We start from the raw sequence: 19017 nt of genomic DNA on the forward strand, positions 1-19017 counted from the left end.
CCAGCAGGCACGTCAGACGGAAGAAACCAACTGCAGTCGGCGTGCGCGCAAGCCCTGCAAAAACGATCCTGCTGCACAGATCGCGGAGAGTGCCAGCGCAGGAACAGCCACTGCAATGATTGCCTCAAGCAGATGCTGGTCAAATAGCCAATCTGAAAGCGTACCGGCCAGCAAAGGCCCCGTGGCACAGAAAACCGAAACCACAAAACTCCACAGGGCGAAGATGCGGGCCCGCAGCGAGGGCGGCGCCAGGTCCTGCAGCATGGTGGGCACCAGTGCATTAGCGGTGCATGTCATGAACAAGAAGACACCCGCCACGACGAAGGCCCCATCCAGTGTCTGCACCGTATTCATCCAAAAAATGGCGGGCAAGGCGAGAATGGCCGACAGGCCCATGATCAGAGGCCGAACCGCCCGTCCAAAATGACGCTCCATCAATCTGTCCAGAAAGCCAGCCACAGGCAGGCATCCCACACTCGTCACCAATAGGATGATGCCGATGGCGTAGCCGATATGGGCGGGCTCAGCATCAAAACGGCGCTCCAACGCGAGGGTCAGCAACTGGTTGAGTGCCTGGACGGCGATCATCAGACAGCCCGCCACACCCACAAACAGCCCGATTGCCCGCCAGCGCCGCATCAGAAAACGACGCAGGCTCAACCCAGCCATCGTATCGCCCACCGCAGCCAGCCGAGGCGGATCAACCGTTATCGTGCCCAGCAGCAACAAGGGCAGGCCTGCCAATGAAAGCAGCATGAACCCCTTGCGCCAGGGCTCCATCGATCCAGCGAAGAAATCGCTGGCTGTCGCCAGAAGGGCACCACTGAAATAAAAGCCGCCGCTTGCGCCTGCCGCCATCAGTGCGGCAAAGCTCAGGTTTGCGGCAACCCGGTGGTGTTCGGGCGCCAGATCGGGAATCATCGAATACACCAACGGTACCATCGCAAACTCAGCGATCCCCGCCGTCGATCGCCCCAGGAAGAAAACAGGGAAATTTGGTGCCAGGCCACTCATGGCCATCAATATCGAAGACACGACAACCAGGCACAACAGCATGCGTTTGCGTGAGATCTGATCACCAAAACGCGCCAGCGGAATAGCCAGGGCACTGCCCACCAGCACACCCGCCAGCCCTTGCAGCGCCCCAATCGCGGCATCACTGACCTGGAAACTTTGCTGAATGGCCGAGAGCGACACGGCCTGCAGCCCGAAATCCACCAACTGCAGCCCAGCGGCAATCCCCAGGAACGCCACCGTGAAGAGCCCTCGAATTGTCCATTCGACCGGCGCTGTCGCAGGGACGTCGGCTGCTACATAACCGCTTATTTCCATTGATACTGAAGCTGGGCATCCACTACCCTGCCGCTGCCATAGTAGCAATAGAAGTCGCAACCACTGACATAGGTCTTGTCAGTCAGATTGCGCGCATTGATCTGCAATGCCCAACGGCGATCAATCTGATAGCGGGCCATCATATCGAAAATGGTATAGCCAGGAATAGTGATGCCAGAGTAATAGTGCTGATCCTCGGTTGGGCCGTTATAGCGTACACCGGCAGCCACTGTCAGACCACTGCCATGCGGCAGATTGAGCTGATGGCTGACCCAGAGGCTTGCCTGGTTTCTGGGGATAAGCGGCGTACGGATGGTCTTGCCACCATCGATGTCCTGACGGGAATGGTTATAGGTGTAAGCCACTTTCACCGCCGTGCTTGGCCCGATACGGAAGTCGCCCTGCAGTTCCACGCCCTTGTTGGTGCGCTTGCCGCTCTGCGTCTGGATATTGGAAGCATCGGCGACCAGCGCATTTTTCTGCTCGATATCGAAATACGCCAGCGTGACAGTGCCATCCAGCCAACCTGGCTCCAGCTTAAGACCCACTTCCTTTTGCTTGCCCACAAACGGCAGGTAAGCACTCCCATACGCGTCTACGCCAGGCTGCGGTTTAAAGGACTCTGAATAGCTGACATAAGGCGAAACACCGAAGTCGCTGATGTACATCATGCCCACATTGACGCTATTGTGACTGGCAGAGTAGCCCGCATCGGCCCCGCCGGACATGCCACTGCCTTGGGCACTGTCGTGTCGCAGCCCGGCATTGAAATTCCAATGCGACCCCACGCGCAACTGGGTGGACGCATACACGCCAAGTTGTTTGGTATCCAGATCGTAGGGCGTTGACGTCACCGCAAACGGTTTTCCGTAGACGGGCGAAAACATATCCAGGTTTGGAGCCAAACCAAAACCGTTATTCTGACCACTTGTGTCGGATTTCAGGTAATCAAAACCAACGACAGGCAGCAGCTCTACAGAGTCGCCCAGACGGATTTTTCCCGATAGGCGGTTATCAATATAGTTGTTCCGTGTGCTGCCCTTTGTATAAGTGTAGCCACGCAGCAGCGCGCGATTATTATCGGATCCATAAGCAAACACATTATGCTGATCCACGCTCAGGCGCGAGAACTTGTAGTTCTGCGTGAACGTCCAATCACCCGAGAACCGATGGCGAAACAACCAGCCGGCTGTTACCTGCGTGCGCTTGAGCTGATCAAAATCGGGTTCGCCGGCATTCCGTCGACGGTCGATCATGCCATAGGGGGTATCAATGATTGTGCCGTAGCCAGAGAGAAACCCATTGGTGGGAATCCCGTCTTCATGCTGGATGCTGGTGAGCAATGTCAGCGAGGTGTGATCACTGAAATCGAACGTCATGCTGGGCGCCAGATAGTAGCTCTTCATGCGCGTGTCGTACTGCATGCCGTTTTCACGGCGCGCCTGCGCAACAACCCGGTAATAGATATTGCCCTCTTCGTTGGCAATCCCGTTGTAATCCAGGCTCAAGCCTGCACGCTCCCCCGTACCGCCTTCCAGGCTCATTTCCAGAGATTCTGTCTTATGGGGCCGTTTAGTTACCAGGTTGACCACACCCCCTGTTTCTGAGGCACCATACAGCAGCGAGCTGGGCCCCTTGAGCACCTCGACGAACTCCAGCCCAAACACTTCCGGCTTCCAGACAAAGTAGCCATTGGGTGTGGTGGGCGTGCCGTCCAGCGAGACTGATGCATCGAACCCCCGGATCTTGAACCATTCCGCCTTGTTGTCTGGACCAAAGGGCTCGCTCAAGATGCCCGACTGATATTGCAGAGCCTGGTCAAGCTTACGGGCGCCCAGCGCCTGTACATCCTGACTGCTGATTACGGCACTGGAGTTCGGTGCATAGAAATCCAGGCTCTGTAAATCGCCAATCGTGCCAACAACCGTGACCGAATCCAATTCTGAGACAACCGATGTGTCCTCGCCACCGGGCGAAGCGCTCACATTGGTGGTCTGTGCATGAGCAGGCGACAGCATAAATGCCACACACCACCCTGCAACAGCAATATCCCGGAATACCGGCAAGCAGTTTGGCTTCAGCATGTCGCCTCCGCACACTGCCAGGCAAGAGAGATGAGGCGTTTGGACGGTTTCCTAACACGCGCCGCCTGTGTATTTGTTGTTCCCATTTCACGCTTCCCCAATAACCACACCCAGGCATTGGCCCCTGGGCAAATGGGGGAATTCTAAACGTGAATCGTTCTCATTTCAAGAATTAATATCTGGAAGAAAATGCAAGATCCCAATCCCGTAGCGGTTTCTAATATGTAGGCGCTCTTTATGTCTGACTCTACCTAGCGATGCATCGATCTGTTGTGCCGGATTTTATTGACACACAACGCCTACAGTGTGGGGCGGCTGCTGTTCACTCTTCTTAGGCGCTGACACAAAAATTTTTATTTCACGCTATTATGGACAAATTACATTTATATAGACCATAATAGCGAACATGCCACGCAAACCGCCTATCGTCTTCCCTCAAGAACAGCGTCTCCTTTCCGCTCTGGGAGAGCGGCTGCGCCTTGCCCGTAAGCGACGCAAGCTAAGCAATGCCGTCGTAGCGCAACGCGCAGGAATTTCAAGGACCACCTTGTACAAGGTTGAGGCGGGTGATCCTGGAGCTACGCTGGGATCCTATGTTCGAGTTCTGGCCGTGCTTGGTCTTGAGGACGACCTCAATCAACTTGGAGCCGACGACAGGGTTGGTCGTAAATTGCAGGACCTAGCGCTTGAACCAACACCCAAGCGCCGCACGGCTACCCGTGCCAAAGCGACCAAACCCTCGTCAGCCCCAAACAGCGAGGAATCGACATGAGCGCGCGGGACAACACCCTGGAAGTCTGGTTGGATGACGATCTCGGCCCTGCACGCCAAGTCGGCACGCTCGCCCATGATCGCGGCCAGATCCGCTTCCATTACGAACGCGATTGGCTACAAGACCCCCGCGCCTTCGCACTGGACCCCGACCTCTCTCTGGATGAACACCCTTTCTTTCCCAAGCCCGAGCTAGGCAACTTCGGCGTCTTCCTGGACTCGTCACCAGACCGATGGGGACAAACACTGATGAAGCGGCGCGAGGCCCTGCAGGCAAAGGATGAGCAACGCTCTCCTCGTACGCTGTACGCCTGGGATTTCCTGATCGGCGTGCAAGACCTCACTCGCCAAGGCGCGCTGCGCTTTCGCCGGCCAGGTACGGAAGCGTTTCTTGGCGACGAAAAAATGGCGGCTCCACCGGTAACGACGCTGCGAGAGCTGGAAGCCGTGGCCTACCAGCTCAGCAACCGGCGTATCGACGATCTAGATGCGCTACGAAAATGGCTCGCCGTGCTCGTCGCACCTGGCGCGTCTCTGGGCGGCGCAAGACCAAAAGCCAACTTTACCGAAGCCGATGGTTCACTCTGGATCGGAAAATTTCCTGCACACGATGACGAGCGAGACATCGGAGCTTGGGAATATATCGTTCATCAACTTGCTCAAAAAGCGGGGATAGACGTGCCGCCTGCGAAGCTCATCAAGCTAAACAACGACTTCCATACCTTCTGCGTCCAACGCTTCGATCGCGCCAACGGTTCGCGACGCTTCTATGCCTCTGCAATGACATTGCTTCACAAGGCTCAAAGTGAAGGCACGAGCTATCTGAAATTGGCGCAGTTCATTCGAGCTCAGGGCGACGCCGAGCATGCCGATGCAGACTTGGAACAGCTATTTAGGCGCCTCGCGTTCAACGTCGCGGTCGGCAACCGCGACGACCACCTTCGCAATCACGGATTCGTGCTTGGCGAGACCGGATGGAGACTCGCGCCCGCTTTTGACGTCAATCCGAATATCGACAAGGCAGAGCATGTCTTGAATATTGACGACGTCGACAATCGACCCAGCCTGGAGACTGTCCTCAGCACGGCCGCATTTTATGGGCTGGACGATGTGCAGGCCCGGCAAATTGTGGATGAGGTAGTCATGGTTGTCGATCGTTGGCAGGATGCTGCTCGCCGGATGCGTATTAGCAGTGCGGACATTGATTTGACCGCAGGGGCCTTCTTGGCGCACGAAGCATAGGAGGAAAGCAGCCATACGGATGGCTACTTTCGGCTGCGGATTCAACCGGTGGATGCAACATACTAGCAGCTGCGTGAGCAGAAGGAGTGTTGCAGATGAAGCAGCGACCTCGAATCTACTATACAGACGGCCAGAAGGCCCTGATGACGCTTACGACAACGCGCTGGCTGAGACCATCAATGGTCTGTATAAAGCTGAGGTGACCGACAGGCTCGGCCCCTGGAAGACAAATGTACCGAAATGGGGGCACTAGAGAGGCATTTTTCCAATCCCGAAAGCGCCAGGAATGAAAAAATATCATTGAAATTCAATAACTTGGGAGAACTTCCCAATGTGACAAACCGGGTATGGAGCGCTACTTGGAGCGGGTGATGGGAATCGAACCCACGCTTGAGGCTTGGGAAGCCGCCGTTCTACCATTGAACTACACCCGCAATCGAGAGGCTCGACTGACATACAGGGATTTACGGGTAAAATGAAACACCAGCAAAATCCCTGAAGCCCCGTAGTTTACCTCATTTTGAATTCGCCAAAATCCCCACCACCGATTGTCACCACCCAGGCACCCTCGGGCAGCACCCATATCCGCAGCTTCGTTCATCGCCGGGCCCACATCACGCCCAGCCAGGAGCACGCCATCGCGCAATGGCTCCCGCTGTGGTCGGTTTCCTATCAAAGCACACCACTGGATCTGACCGCCACCTTTGGGCGGTTGGCACCCACCATCCTGGAGATTGGCTTTGGCATGGGTGAAACCACCCAGCAGATTGCCCAGGCCCGGCCGGAAGACAACTTCCTGGGGGTGGAGGTTTTCAATGCAGGGGTTGGCGCGCTGCTGCGACGCATCCACGATCACGAAATCCCGAATATCCGCATCATCCAGCACGATGCCGTCGAGGTGTTGCGCGACATGATTGCGCCCGCCTCACTGGCAGGTGCACATATTTATTTTCCTGATCCCTGGCCCAAGAAACGTCACCATAAGCGCCGCCTGATCCAGCCGGATTTTGTGCGCCTGCTGGTCAGCCGCCTGGCACCGGGTGGCTATCTGCACTGCGCCACCGATTGGGAACACTACGCAGGACAAATGCTGGAGGTGCTGTCGGCCGAGCCGATGCTGGCCAATCAGTATCCAGGTTATGCACCGCGCCCCGATTACCGTCCGCTCACCAAGTTCGAAAATCGTGGGCTGCGGCTTGGACACGGGGTGTGGGATTTGATCTTTACCCGGCGGCCTGCCACAACAGACACTCACTCAACCGAGGCTTTATAAATGTATCCGGAGATCGAACCCTACGCACATGGCTTTCTGGACGTAGGATACGGCCACCAGGTGTACTGGGAGCTATGCGGTAACCCCAATGGCACGCCAGCCATTTTTTTGCATGGCGGCCCAGGTGCGGGCTGCTCGCCCACTCACCGGCGGGTGTTTGATCCACAACGGTACAAGGTCTTGCTGTTTGACCAACGCGGGTGCGGCCGGTCCTTGCCTTCGGCTTGCCTGGACCACAACACCACCTGGGACTTGGTGGCCGACATCGAGCGGCTGCGCACAGAGATTCTGCAAGCAGATCAGGCCGTGGTGTTCGGCGGATCCTGGGGTTCTACACTGGCACTGGCCTATGCCGAGACGCATCCGCAACACGTCAAGGCCTTGATTGTGCGCGGGATATTTCTGCTGCGCCTGGCCGAATTGCGCTGGTTTTACCAAGAAGGTGCTTCCTGGCTGTTTCCGGATATCTGGGAGTCCTACCTGGCGCCAATCCCGCAAGCTGAGCGCGACGACCTGATTCAGGCCTACCACCGCCGCCTTACAGGCACCGATACCGCAATGCAACTGGCCGCCGCGCATGCCTGGACCCAATGGGAAAGCCACACCATCAGCCTGTTGCCCAACCCCGAGCACGTGCAGGCCCATGCTGCAGACGCCTCTGCATTGGCCTTTGCCCGGATCGAAAACCACTATTTCGTGCACCGTGGCTTCATGGAAGAAGGCCAGCTCTTGCGCGACGCCCACAAACTGGCCGATATCCCGGGAGTGATCGTGCAAGGCCGCTACGACGCCTGCACACCCACTCGATCAGCCTGGGATTTGCACCAGGCCTGGCCACAAGCTGGTTTTCATCTGGTACCCGACGCTGGCCACGCCTTTGATGAACCGGGTATCCTCAAGCAATTGCTGGCAGCCACAGACCAGTTTGCCTAGCCAGCCAAACACACCCGTTTTTTATAGGCCCACCGGATGCGGCAATACGCATCCGGCAACCCGGCCTCGAGGTTTCTTTATGAGCATAACGATCAAACTCAATGGCAAAGCCACCCAGATCGAAGCCGCCTGGACAATACTGAACCTGCTGCAGCACCTGGGCTATCAGGACAAGCGGATTGCGGTAGAACGCAATGGCGATATTGTCCCCAAAAGCCTGCACGGAAAAACGCAGCTGGCCGAGGGCGACCAGCTTGAAATCGTGGTGGCGGTGGGCGGCGGCTAAGCCGCAAACCGGCTTTACTGAAAGCTGGCTTTATCGAAAGCCGCCTTTACCCATCATGCCGCCCAGGCCTTTCATGCCGCCCATGGCACGCATCATTTTGGCCATGCCACCTTTTTTCATCTGCTTCATCATGCCCTGCATTTGCTCGAACTGCTTGAGCATGCGGTTGACTTCCTGAACCGGCACCCCCGACCCTGCGGCAATGCGGCGCTTGCGTGAGGCCTTGATGAGTTCGGGTTTGGCCCGCTCAAGCGGTGTCATGGAATTGAGGATGCCTTCGGTACGTGCCAGTTGTTTCTCGGCCTGCCCGCCTTGCACCTGGGAGGCTGCCTGGGCAAACTGTGCCGGGAGTTTTTCGAGCAAAGAACCCATGTCGCCCATTTTCTTGACTTGTTGGAGCTGGTCGCGAAAATCGTTGAGATCAAAGCGATTACCAGACTTAAGCCGTGCCGCCAGCTTTTGAGCCTCGGCAATATCGATATTTTTCTGCGCTTGCTCAACCAACGAGACAATATCACCCATGCCCAAGACGCGCTGTGCCATGCGCTCGGGGTGAAAAGGCTCGAGGCCGTCGAGTTTTTCGGAAACCCCCACAAACTTAAGCGGTTTGCCAGTGATTTGCCGCACGGACAGTGCAGCACCCCCGCGGGCGTCACCGTCCAGCTTGGTCATCACCACGCCTGTCAGGGGCAAGGCATCAGAAAACGCCTTGGCAACATTGACCGCATCCTGGCCTTGCATCGCGTCCACAACGAAGAGCGTTTCGATGGGATCAAGCTGGCTGTGCAACTGACGGATCTCGTCCATCATGACCTGATCGATACCCAGACGACCTGCGGTATCGACAATCAGGACATCGTAATGATGGCGCTTGGCGTAATCCAGGGCGTTGTGCGCAATATCGGCCGGCTTTTGCGAAGGATCGGAGGGCAGAAAATCGACCCCCACTTGCGCCGCCACGGTTTTGAGCTGATCGATGGCTGCCGGGCGGTAGACATCGGCACTGACCACCAGGACCTTTTTGCGGCCGGTTTTGCGGCCCTGCTGGACGTGGTTGCCTTCGGACAGCCACTTGGCCAGCTTGCCAGTGGTGGTGGTTTTACCCGCCCCCTGCAAGCCTGCCATCAAAATCACGGCTGGCGGCTGAGCCGCCAGAGAAAGCTCGCCGGCCTCAGTGCCGAGATCGGCCCCCATCAGGCGGGTGAGTTCTTTATGAACGATACCCACGAGCGCCTGACCCGGATTAAGGCTGCCGGCGACTTCTTGCCCCAACGCTGCTTCTTTGACGCGGCTGACGAACTCGCGCACTACTGGCAAGGCAACGTCGGCCTCGAGCAAGGCCAGACGAACCTCTCGCAACATTTCTTGCGTGTTGGCCTCGGTCAGGCGGGCCTCGCCGCGCATGGTCTTGACGATGCGCGAGAGACGGGAGGTCAGGTTATCAAGCATGGCTGGTTCCACAAAACTGGTTGATCTGTCGGCCTGCGCATAAAATGAATACTTTTGCGGTGCACACCGTGCACCTTAGACCAACAGGACTATGTCAGTCAGCATTGTATTTCACTTGCTTGCCGCGCTGGCCTACGCTGCATTGGGCATTGCACTATGGCTGCCCATTCTCAAGGCACAAGATGTCACTCCCAGCTCGGCCCTGGGCCGCAGCTGCCTGCTCGGCGCCATCGCCTTGCACGGCATAGGGTTGCTGGCAGCCATTATTGTGCCCAAGGGCCTGTATTTAAGTTGGGCACTGGCCTTGTCGGCTGCCATCTGGCTGGGCATGATCGTTTTTTGGATAGAAAACTTTCTGCTGCGCCTGGATAGCTTACTGCTATTACTGCTGCCGGCAGCAGCTTTCATCAGCCTGCTGGCGGGCGTGTTTCCACAAGGATATCTGGTACCACACGCCAACAGCGACTGGCTGCGTGTTCATCTGCTGATCGCCATGACGGCCTACGGCCTGATCACAGTGGCGGCCCTGCATGCGATGCTGATGACGGTTCTGGATCGCCACCTGCACCGCCCGATCGAATCCATGGGGCAACAAAGCGCCCTGGATCGGGCCATGGGGGCCATGCCGGCCCTGCTGACCCTCGAACAACTGCTGTTTCGCCTGATCTGGATCGGGTTTGGCGTGCTGACGCTAACGGTGATCACTGGTATTGTCGTGTCCCTGCGTCTCACCGGGCATGCCCTGCCCATGGACCACAAAACCGTGTTTACGCTGCTGTCGTGGGTCACTTTTGGCGTGCTGCTGGCAGGCCGCCAGATCAAGGGCTGGCGCGGGCGTATCGCCTTACGCTGGACACTGGCCGGTTTTGCTTTTTTGTTGCTGTCCTACACAGGCAGCCGTTTTGTTCTCGAAGTCATTCTCCACAGAGGCTCTCTTGGGTAAGTTCTTGTTATGGGCCGTCATTATCCTGGCCGTCCTGCTGGTATCCCGCATCCTTAGTCACCAAAAGGCCGCCGCCCGGCAAGCCGCAGGCCGCCGCCAAGATGCCGACGCCCGCCTGGCCGCAGAATCGATGGTGCGATGTGCGCACTGCCACATTTTTTTGCCACGATCCGAAGCCTACATGAGCCAGGGCAAAACCTGGTGCAGCGCCGACCACGCCCGCCTGGGGCTAAAAAAGTAGGGCGCCATGGCAAACGCACCGGACACCCCGGCAGCCAAACAGCTTTTTAGCGCTTTGCCCGCCATCGGTGCAGACGGCTGGCTGCCGTCCGGGCCAGGGGTATTGCATCGGCCATCGCCCAACCACGACGCACGGCCCAACGCCGAAGACCCCTATCTGCTGGTGATCCACAATATCAGCCTGCCGCCCGGCGTGTTTCAGGGCAACTGCATCATCGATTTTTTTCAGAACTGCCTGGATATCAATGCCGACCCCTGGTTTGAGAATATCCGCGATGTTCATGTCTCTGCACATTTCCTGATCCGCCGCGACGGGGCAATTGTCCAATTTGTGCCCACGGTGCTGCGCGCCTGGCATGCGGGCGTATCTGTCTTCGAAGGACGAGAGCACTGCAACGATTTTTCCATCGGCATCGAGCTTGAGGGGGCCGACACCGTGCCCTACACCGATGCGCAATACGCACGCCTGGATCAATTGGCCGATGTGATCCGCACCCGCCACCCGATCCGCGCCGTACAGGGGCACCAGCACATCGCCCCCGGACGCAAGACAGATCCGGGCGAGGCCTTTGACTGGGCACGGTTCTGGGGCGGGCGGTAAAAGGCTCGGCTGACTCAAAACAATTTTTCTGATTCGCCCTTTGATTTTTATTCAAAATTTTTGTAATCTTTGCAGGATGTTTCGCTTCTGAGCTGAACGGCAATTGTTTACCTGGGCTGTTCACGTACCCAAATACGTCCACCTGCCCTGATGACGCACGCCGCAACCCATAAAAGCACAGTAACCGCCGCTTCAATACACGGCGTCGCCAGCAAACCGCACGCGTGGTTTAGGGCCATCGCCCAAGTCGTACTCATTTTGTTGCTGGCCTACAGCACCCTGGGTTACTCCTGGTTTGGCACCAGCACACGGGCCGATCAGTACCTCCACGACCTGTTCAACACCTATGCCGGCAATTGGCTGTATCCCGATGCAAGCGAGCAGATCACTGTCCTTTTGCTGACCGACGAATCCGTCGACCACTATCAACAAGGCCACTGGCCTGCCCGCTACGACTTCCACGCGCAGGTGCTCAATACACTGTTGCGCCATAAACCGGCCGCAGTTTTCATTGATTTCCTATGGCTCAGCCAACGACCCACTGCGGCGACAAACCGAGTGAGGGATGGCGATTATCTGATACACGTGCTGCAGCGCTACAAGGCTGCCGGTATCCCTGTTTACTTGTCATACTCGCCAGGCGTCGTCGGACATTTGGGCAAGGATCTCCGAGGATTAGTGCGTTACGTCTCCGCTCAAGTTGATCTGGACTACACGGATTTTGTGTATCGCCGTTATCCGGTAAACCACGGCAGTCAACGCACAGCCGCATTTCGCATGGCTGAAGACGCCGACCCCGCACGATTCTCCCCAATATCCGACGCCGATATGGATATTTTCTGGGGAACACGTCCTAATCGGGCAAATCAACACTGGATGGCCGGCGACCATCCCAGCCCCGGCATGTTGCAGGTATTGCACTCCGGTTATACCGGCGTGAGCACTCCCGTGCCATACACCACCACCTTGTACGTCAGGGATCTGCTCAACCCCCGGGCACAGACCAATGCTATTGCGGACCAACAGGCCCGGGATTTGCTGCAGAACCGGTTTGTCATGTACGGCGGCAATCTGTCGGGGGTGCAGGATTTGATATTTACGCCCACACGACAGCTGCTGCCAGGCGTCTACTTGCACGCCATGGCGCTGGACAACCTGCTGCACTGGGGTAAAGCCTATAAATCCAGCAATGGCACCACATGGATCGCCCGTGCCTGGGGACACGAAACACTAAGTCTGCTGTTTATTCTGCCAGTCGCGCTCGTTTTTGCATTTTTCAGTAATGCAGCTGCCTTGTGCCCTGGCTTTTGTACGCAGTCTGCGGGCTATCAGAGATTACAGACACTTGCGAACCAACATCCGCTGTGGATGCAGCGATTGTGCGCAGTGCTCGTGGGCCTTTACCTGCTGATATGCGCGACGATCGAATTTCATTATTTTGGCGTGTCCGCGTCCTCTTTGGCTGGATACATCGCGTTTATCGCCTTGGGATATTTTCTGGATCGATTGAAGCTGCTTGACTGGATGATGAACGATGCCCGCCCCACCGCTAGATCCTGGGCCAACACCATCCACCAGGCGGCCCAATCTTATCTCGCTCACCTGAAGCAAAGGGATCTGCCATGAAGCGTTACGTCAAAACACTCCTGCTAGGGTTGGCTCTTGCCGCTCAAACCTCCCTGGCCGCAGACTTGAAGATCGATTCGTTTGCTCCCGACATAACTGAACTGGATCTGTTCAGCACCGGAGCCAATGGCGCTTACGTCAGGAGCATCAACCCAAAGTCCCTCACCTATCCCATCCCGATCCTGGATGACCGCAATGGCAGTTTTGTGATTCGGGTGAACGGCAAGAAATACGTCATCCAGGCTTCCGGCGCCAATACCAATAAGGTTTTTCAAGCAAAGGCCAAAGGGGTGTGTCCCAATGCCATCAACGGCAAGATGGAAGCCTCTACCCGCGGCATTACCGGCCAAGGATGCTAATCATGTCTACCGGTAATCCCCGTATTTTGTTTGCCATCCTGCTACCGCTGCTATTGTCAGCCTGCGCCAATATGGGCCAGCGTCCCGGGTGGATACCGGTGGTATTTAACGATGACACGCCCTATCTGGCCCAACTACACCCAGCGCTTCAATCCGGCGACCCCAACAACCCACGGGTGATTTCACCACAAGCGCGCACACCAATCGCGCCAGACAAAGCGACATCCGACACACTTGCCGCTGCTTCCGCAGAAACACCAAAGGAGATGTTGGAAGATTTGAAGCAGGTGCAAAGCGAAAGCCTGGGCCTGGTCAGCGCGCCCAAACTGGAAAAGCTGCTCAACGACGAACTACAACATATAAAGGACAGCAGCGGTTTTGGAAATCACCCAGCAAAAGTATATTTACTGGCGGCCGCCGGCATGAGTGCCCGAACCAGTGCGGCTGGCAACATCTATATCCCTCTACCCAGTGTGCTGGACATCCAAACGCTGGACGAGATGGATGCATTGCTGGCCCACGAATTCGCTCATGCCGCCCTCTCGCACAACGACACCGACCTCATCAAGTCCTTGCAAAAGAAAGCAACAACCTTGTACGCAGTTGCCAATAAGCTGGACATGAATCAAGGCGAACTTGAATCCGTCAGTCGACGGATTCGCAATAGCGTGGCGATGTATCAGGCCACCGAAAAAATTCTGTCTCCTGGCTGGACTCGAACCCAGGAAACCGATGCAGATCGCCTGGCCATCGACTTTCTGGTGGTGAGCGGCCGCAACCTGAACAGCATGACGGCGCTGCTAAGCCGCATCGAGCAATGGAACAAAAACAATGCGGCCCTGTTGCAGCAATATGCCCCCAAAGGCAGCCTTCTGGTGGCGGCTGCCACTAAGCGATTTGCACAAAACGACTGGCAGGCGCTGGCCATCAGCGCTCTTGAACCCCTGGCCTTGCAAGTGGAAGAGAAGATCAACCAACTTAGCAATACGCACGATGAAATCCAGGCACGTCAGGACGACGTCGCTGCCTACATCAGGGCCCATTATCGGCGTGTAGCACGCCCGGCTCCGCAGACAGCTCCCTGGCGCCGGATCGCCCATAATACCCAAACACGACGACTCTCGAATAGCGTTGAATATGCCATGCTGGCCTGGAAAAAGCTCAACGAGGGGGATGTGCGGGCAGCCCGCAATCAACTGGCCAAAGCCAATAACCGGGACGCCCGCAGCCAAACGTTTTACCAACTGGTTCAAGCAGCAATCGAAGAAGCCAGCGGCCGCCCCGATCGCGTTTTGAGGATCGCCGCCCACGCCGAGAAAAGCCCCTACCCTTCATTCTGGATGCCTGTGATGGCGCAACGAGCCAGAATGAACAGCCACAAGGGCTCGCCCAATCCCGCCGCTGTAGAAGCCCTATATGCCGCGTTTGACCAATTCGGCCGGCCACCCAACTACTACAGCGACCTCATCACCATGGCAGCCAAAGCGGATAACACCGGCTTACGCCTTCAGATTTCCACACGCTGCATGGTCGAGTATTTTGGCGACAGCGATGCCTGCCTGAACAACGATGCTCGGGATACCAAGGCCAAACAGTCACAAACAGCCGGTCACTCCGGGGTAGTCGGGACATTTCTCGGTCTGTTCAATTAAAGACTATGTGCTCGGCGTGCTTAACCGAGATTCCGTAATCATCCGCCACGCAGCTTGCCAGGCCCGCACCAACCAAAAATCAGGCTTTCAGTGCCGCAGCGTGATGCGCGATGTGGTCGCCGATAAAGCTGGCAATAAAGTAATAGCTGTGATCATGCCCCGGCTGGCGCCGAAGGGTTAAAGGATGATTGCTGGCCTGGCAGGCGGCCTCCAGCAGCTCGGGGCGCAACTGCGCGGTTAAAAACTCATCGTCCAGGCCCTGATCCACCAGGATGGGCAGACGCTCAGGCAAGGCTGTCTGGATCAGCTCGACTGCATCCCATTGGGCCCAACCGGAGCGATCATCACCTAGATAAGCGGCAAAGGCTTTTTGCCCCCAAGCCACCTGTGACGGCGCCACAATAGGGGCAAGCGCAGACACACTGCAGTACCGGCCCGGATGGCGCATGGCCGTTACCAGCGCCCCATGACCGCCCATTGAATGCCCGGAGATACTGCGCCGGCCAGACGTTGAAAAATGCTGCTGGACCAAATCCGGTAGTTCCTGGGCGATGTAATCCTGCATGCGGTAATGCGTCGACCACGGCGCCTGGCTGGCATTCAGATAAAAGCCTGCTCCCTGGCCGAGGTCGTACGCCTCGTCATCGGCCACTTGCTGGCCACGCGGGCTGGTATCCGGGGCCACCACGATCAGTCCGTGCAAAGCGGCATAGGCCTGAGCACCCGCCTTGGTGATGAAATTTTGTTCAGTGCAGGTAAGGCCTGACAGCCAGTACAACACCGGGCAGGGTTCACCACGCAAGGCGGCGGCCGGCTGATACACGGCAAACCGCATGGTGCAGCCCAGGACGGCAGACTCATGTTGCCAGACTTCCTGGCGTCCACCAAAACTGGCATGCTGCTCGACACAGCGCAGGGCTTCCTGGCCCGAAAGATTGGTCATAGGGGATGATCCTTTAAAAAGGGCGCAAGAACCCGCACCCTCCGGTATTGGAGGGGGGGCTGGTGGCCGGGTAAATCAGTAATGCACAACCGAACGGATCGATTTGCCTTCGTGCATGAGGTCGAACGCCTGGTTGATCCCGTCGAGCCCCATGGTGTGCGTCACAAACGGTGCCAGATCGATATCGCCGCGCATGGCTTCTTGCACCATACCGGGCAGTTGCGAACGCCCCTTGACGCCGCCAAAGGCCGTGCCACGCCAGGAACGCCCAGTGACCAGCTGGAATGGCCGGGTGGAGATCTCTTGCCCTGCCCCCGCCACACCAATAATGATGGACTGGCCCCACCCGCGATGGGCGGACTCAAGCGCGGCCCGCATGACATTGACGTTGCCAATGCACTCAAAGCTGTGATCCACGCCCCAGCCCGTCATACCGACAATCACTTGCTGGATGGGTTCGGTGTGGTCTTTGGGATTGACGCAATCGGTGGCGCCAAACACCTTGGCCAGCGCAAATTTATCGGGATTGGTATCCACGGCAATGATACGGCCGGCACCTGCCTGGCGCGCGCCCTGCACCACAGCCAGACCAATGCCGCCCAGGCCAAATACCGCAACCGTATCACCTGGCTGCACCTTGGCTGTATTGCGTACCGCGCCAATACCGGTGGTTACCCCGCAGCCCAGCAGGCAAACCTGCTCTGGGTTGGCGTGCGGATCAATCTTGGCCAGCGAGACTTCGGCAACCACCGTGTACTCGCTGAAGGTGGAGCAACCCATGTAGTGATAGATGGGCTGCCCCTGATAGGAAAACCGCGTGGTGCCGTCAGGCATCAGCCCCTTGCCCTGGGTGGCGCGCACAGACACGCACAGATTGGTCTTGCCGGATTTGCAAAACAGGCACTCACCGCACTCGGCGGTATACAGCGGGATGACGTGGTCGCCAGGCGCCACGCTGGTGACGCCCTCGCCCACCTGCACCACCACGCCGGCGCCTTCGTGCCCCAGCACCGCGGGAAATACGCCTTCAGGGTCATCACCACTGAGGGTGAAAGCATCGGTATGGCAAATGCCCGTATGGCTGATTTTGATCAGGACTTCGCCCTTGCGGGGCGGCTCGACATCGATCTCAACGATCTGCAGAGGCTTTCCGGCCTCAAAGGCCACAGCAGCACGGGATTTCATCAGCAAGACTCCGGTTTGTTCAAAATCACGAGGGGAAGAGCCGATTATGGCCAGAAGCTCGGGATAAGACAAACCGGGCCACGGCCATTTATCAACACTCCATAGCACAAAGCCGGGCTGATCCGCGAGGACCCGCCCGGCCTTGCGCAAGCGCTGGTTTAAATCAGGCGCTCAGCAGCAGCGCGTTCAGGCGCTTCACAAACGCTGCTGGATCCTTGAGGGCTGCGCCTTCGGCCAGCATGGCCTGATCCAGCAGCAATGCCGCCCACTCGCCAAAGGTGGCATCGGGCTGGGCTTCGAGACGCTTGACCAAGGCATGCTGTGGATTAACCTCCAGGATGGGTTTGATATCCGGGGCCTCCTGGCCGGCGGCCTTGAGCATGCGCAGCAGATGCGGGCTCAGTTCGTTTTCGTCTACCACGACGCAAGCGGGAGAATCCACCAACCGGGCGGTAGAGCGAACTTCTTTGACACGATCACCCAATGCCGTCTTAAGACGCTCGATGGTGGGCTTGAACGCTTCGGCCACTTCGGCCTGCTGTTTCTTTTCGTCTTCGTCCGCCAGCGCGTCAAGATCAAGCCCGCCTTTGGCTACCGATGCCAGCGACTTGCCTTCGAACTCGCGCAGATGGGACAGCATCCACTCATCGACGCGGTCGGACAACAGCAGCACTTCGATGCCCTTGCGACGGAAAACCTCGAGGTGCGGGCTATGAGCGGCCGCCGCATAGGAATCGGCGCTGAGATAATAAATCTTGTCCTGGCCTTCTTTGAGACGGCCGATGTAATCAGCCAGCGACACGGTCTGGGCGGGACTATCGGCATGGGTGGAGGCAAAGCGCAACAAACCGGCGATCCGGTCTTTGTTGGCGGGGTCTTCGCCCATCCCTTCTTTAAGCACCTGGCCAAATTGCGACCAGAACTCGGCATATTGCTCGGGCTTGTCTTTGATCAGGTCGTCCAGCAGGCCCAGGATGCGCTTGGCGCTACCTTCGCGAATGGAGCGGACATCCCGGCTTTCTTGCAGGATCTCGCGCGAGACATTAAGCGGCAGATCGGCAGAATCTACCACCCCCCGCACAAACCGCAGATAGGCCGGCAGCAGTTGCTCGGCATCATCCATGATGAAGACACGCTTGATGTACAGCTTCACACCACGGCGGGCATCCCGATCATAAAGATCAAAGGGTGCACGCTTGGGGATATACAGCAGCTGGGTGTACTCGCTGCGGCCTTCCACCCGGTTGTGCGTCCAGGCCAGGGGGTCGTCAAAATCGTGGGCAATGTGCTTGTAAAACTCTTGGTATTGTTCGTCAGTGATATCCGACTTGCTGCGCGTCCACAGGGCGTTGGCCTGGTTGACCGTTTCCCACTCGTCGCGAGTCACTTGCTCGGATTTCTCAGCGTCCCACTCCTCTTTTTTCATCTGGATGGGCAAGGAGATGTGATCCGAATACCGACGCAGGACATCACGCAGTTTCCAGCCCGACAAGAAATCATCTTCGTCGGCACGTAGCGTCAGGGTAACGGACGTGCCGCGCTGCGCGCGATCAATCGCCGATACAGAGAATTCACCTTGGCCGTCAGACTCCCAGAGCACGCCCTCAGAAGCAGGCAGGCCAGCACGACGGCTGCTGACCGACACTTTTTCGGCCACGATGAAGGAGGAATAAAACCCCACCCCGAACTGGCCAATCAGTTGCGCATCTTTTTGCTTGTCGCCCGTCAGTTGCGAGAAGAATTCGCGCGTGCCAGAGCGGGCAATCGTGCCCAGGTTGGCAACGGCCTCGTCGCGCGACAGGCCAATGCCGTTATCGCTAATGGTGATGGTACGGGCATCCTTGTCAAACTCGACCTGAATGCGCAAGTCGGTGTCGCCCTCGAACAGATCCGGGTGATCAATGGCCTCGAAGCGCAGCTTGTCGCAGGCGTCGGACGCATTGGAGACAAGTTCTCGCAGGAAGATTTCCTTGTTGCTATACAAGGAATGGATCATCAGATGCAGCAGCTGCTTGACTTCAGCCTGAAAGCCCAGGGTTTCAGAGGCTTGAGATTCGGTTTGGCTCATGGTGCGTAAATTTGGACAGTTGGTAAAAAA

At 57.4% G+C, this 19017-nt stretch carries 17 protein-coding genes and 1 tRNA gene; 11 read left to right on the plus strand and 7 right to left on the minus strand.

Annotated features, from left to right (window positions below):
• Positions 1-12: 12 nt before the first annotated feature.
• Both ABS758_RS00555 and ABS758_RS00560 read right to left on the minus strand, forming a co-directional pair.
• Positions 13-1332, minus strand: a complete 1320-nt coding sequence (locus ABS758_RS00555) for an MFS transporter (protein ID WP_350379666.1) — start codon at positions 1330-1332, stop codon at positions 13-15.
• The gene (locus tag ABS758_RS00560; RefSeq protein WP_350379669.1) at positions 1323-3416 is read right to left on the minus strand and encodes a TonB-dependent siderophore receptor; all 2094 of its coding nucleotides are present in this window, start codon (positions 3414-3416) and stop codon (positions 1323-1325) included. Before ABS758_RS00560 ends, ABS758_RS00555 begins: the two co-directional genes overlap by 10 nt.
• Before the next feature lie 406 nt (positions 3417-3822).
• On the opposite strand from ABS758_RS00560, the gene ABS758_RS00565 reads away from it, so the two are divergent.
• Both ABS758_RS00565 and ABS758_RS00570 read left to right on the plus strand, forming a co-directional pair.
• A complete protein-coding gene (locus ABS758_RS00565; RefSeq protein ID WP_350379671.1) occupies positions 3823-4188 on the plus strand; it encodes a helix-turn-helix domain-containing protein in 366 nt (121 codons plus the stop codon).
• On the plus strand, positions 4185-5429 hold the full coding sequence (locus tag ABS758_RS00570) for a type II toxin-antitoxin system HipA family toxin (RefSeq protein ID WP_350379672.1): 1245 nt from the start codon (positions 4185-4187) through the stop codon (positions 5427-5429). The genes ABS758_RS00565 and ABS758_RS00570 overlap by 4 nt, the downstream gene beginning before the upstream one ends.
• Before the next feature lie 360 nt (positions 5430-5789).
• Here ABS758_RS00570 and ABS758_RS00575 read toward each other — a convergent pair.
• Positions 5790-5863, minus strand: a tRNA-Gly gene (locus ABS758_RS00575).
• Positions 5864-5949: 86 nt separating this feature from the next.
• Between ABS758_RS00575 and trmB the strand changes: the two genes are divergently transcribed.
• The 3 genes from trmB to thiS all read left to right on the plus strand — a co-directional run bounded on the left by trmB (position 5950) and on the right by thiS (position 7921).
• Positions 5950-6702, plus strand: a complete 753-nt coding sequence (trmB, locus tag ABS758_RS00580) for a tRNA (guanosine(46)-N7)-methyltransferase TrmB (protein WP_350379674.1) — start codon at positions 5950-5952, stop codon at positions 6700-6702.
• Positions 6703-7635 (plus strand): prolyl aminopeptidase, encoded by a 933-nt coding sequence (pip, locus tag ABS758_RS00585; protein WP_350379677.1) that lies wholly within the window; start codon positions 6703-6705, stop codon positions 7633-7635.
• 85 nt (positions 7636-7720) lie between these two features.
• Entirely contained in the window at positions 7721-7921 is a 201-nt protein-coding gene (gene thiS, locus ABS758_RS00590; RefSeq protein WP_350380209.1) for a sulfur carrier protein ThiS, read from the plus strand.
• Positions 7922-7951: 30 nt separating this feature from the next.
• Here thiS and ffh read toward each other — a convergent pair whose 3' ends face one another.
• Positions 7952-9370: a signal recognition particle protein gene (gene ffh, locus ABS758_RS00595; RefSeq protein WP_350379679.1), complete on the minus strand. Its 1419-nt coding sequence runs from the start codon at positions 9368-9370 to the stop codon at positions 7952-7954.
• A 91-nt stretch (positions 9371-9461) separates the two neighbouring features.
• Between ffh and ABS758_RS00600 the strand changes: the two genes are divergently transcribed.
• The 6 genes from ABS758_RS00600 to ABS758_RS00625 all read left to right on the plus strand — a co-directional run bounded on the left by ABS758_RS00600 (position 9462) and on the right by ABS758_RS00625 (position 14791).
• On the plus strand, positions 9462-10313 hold the full coding sequence (locus ABS758_RS00600; protein WP_350379682.1) for a cytochrome C assembly family protein: 852 nt from the start codon (positions 9462-9464) through the stop codon (positions 10311-10313).
• The gene (locus ABS758_RS00605) at positions 10306-10554 is read left to right on the plus strand and encodes a PP0621 family protein (protein WP_350379685.1); all 249 of its coding nucleotides are present in this window, start codon (positions 10306-10308) and stop codon (positions 10552-10554) included. Before ABS758_RS00600 ends, ABS758_RS00605 begins: the two co-directional genes overlap by 8 nt.
• Positions 10555-10560: 6 nt before the next feature.
• Positions 10561-11154, plus strand: a complete 594-nt coding sequence (ampD, locus tag ABS758_RS00610) for a 1,6-anhydro-N-acetylmuramyl-L-alanine amidase AmpD (RefSeq protein ID WP_350379688.1) — start codon at positions 10561-10563, stop codon at positions 11152-11154.
• Between the two features lie 150 nt (positions 11155-11304).
• Positions 11305-12780, plus strand: coding sequence for a CHASE2 domain-containing protein (locus ABS758_RS00615; RefSeq protein WP_350379691.1), 1476 nt, complete (start codon positions 11305-11307; stop codon positions 12778-12780).
• Positions 12777-13139 carry a hypothetical protein gene (locus ABS758_RS00620; protein WP_350379693.1) on the plus strand — a complete coding sequence of 121 codons (363 nt, stop codon included), beginning with the start codon at positions 12777-12779 and terminating at the stop codon, positions 13137-13139. Before ABS758_RS00615 ends, ABS758_RS00620 begins: the two co-directional genes overlap by 4 nt.
• Before the next feature lie 2 nt (positions 13140-13141).
• Positions 13142-14791: a M48 family metalloprotease gene (locus ABS758_RS00625; protein WP_350379696.1), complete on the plus strand. Its 1650-nt coding sequence runs from the start codon at positions 13142-13144 to the stop codon at positions 14789-14791.
• Positions 14792-14870: 79 nt separating this feature from the next.
• Here the strand turns inward: ABS758_RS00625 and fghA are convergent, their stop codons facing one another.
• The 3 genes from fghA to htpG form a co-directional block, all read right to left on the minus strand.
• A complete protein-coding gene (fghA, locus tag ABS758_RS00630; protein ID WP_492304485.1) occupies positions 14871-15734 on the minus strand; it encodes an S-formylglutathione hydrolase in 864 nt (287 codons plus the stop codon).
• Positions 15735-15809: 75 nt separating this feature from the next.
• The gene (locus tag ABS758_RS00635) at positions 15810-16919 is read right to left on the minus strand and encodes an S-(hydroxymethyl)glutathione dehydrogenase/class III alcohol dehydrogenase (RefSeq protein WP_350379698.1); all 1110 of its coding nucleotides are present in this window, start codon (positions 16917-16919) and stop codon (positions 15810-15812) included.
• 163 nt (positions 16920-17082) lie between these two features.
• Entirely contained in the window at positions 17083-18987 is a 1905-nt protein-coding gene (gene htpG / locus ABS758_RS00640; protein WP_350379700.1) for a molecular chaperone HtpG, read from the minus strand.
• Positions 18988-19017: the final 30 nt, after the last annotated feature.

The sequence above is a fragment of the Castellaniella sp. FW104-7C03 genome, from assembly GCF_040276085.1.
In the GTDB taxonomy this organism is placed as follows: domain Bacteria; phylum Pseudomonadota; class Gammaproteobacteria; order Burkholderiales; family Burkholderiaceae_B; genus Castellaniella.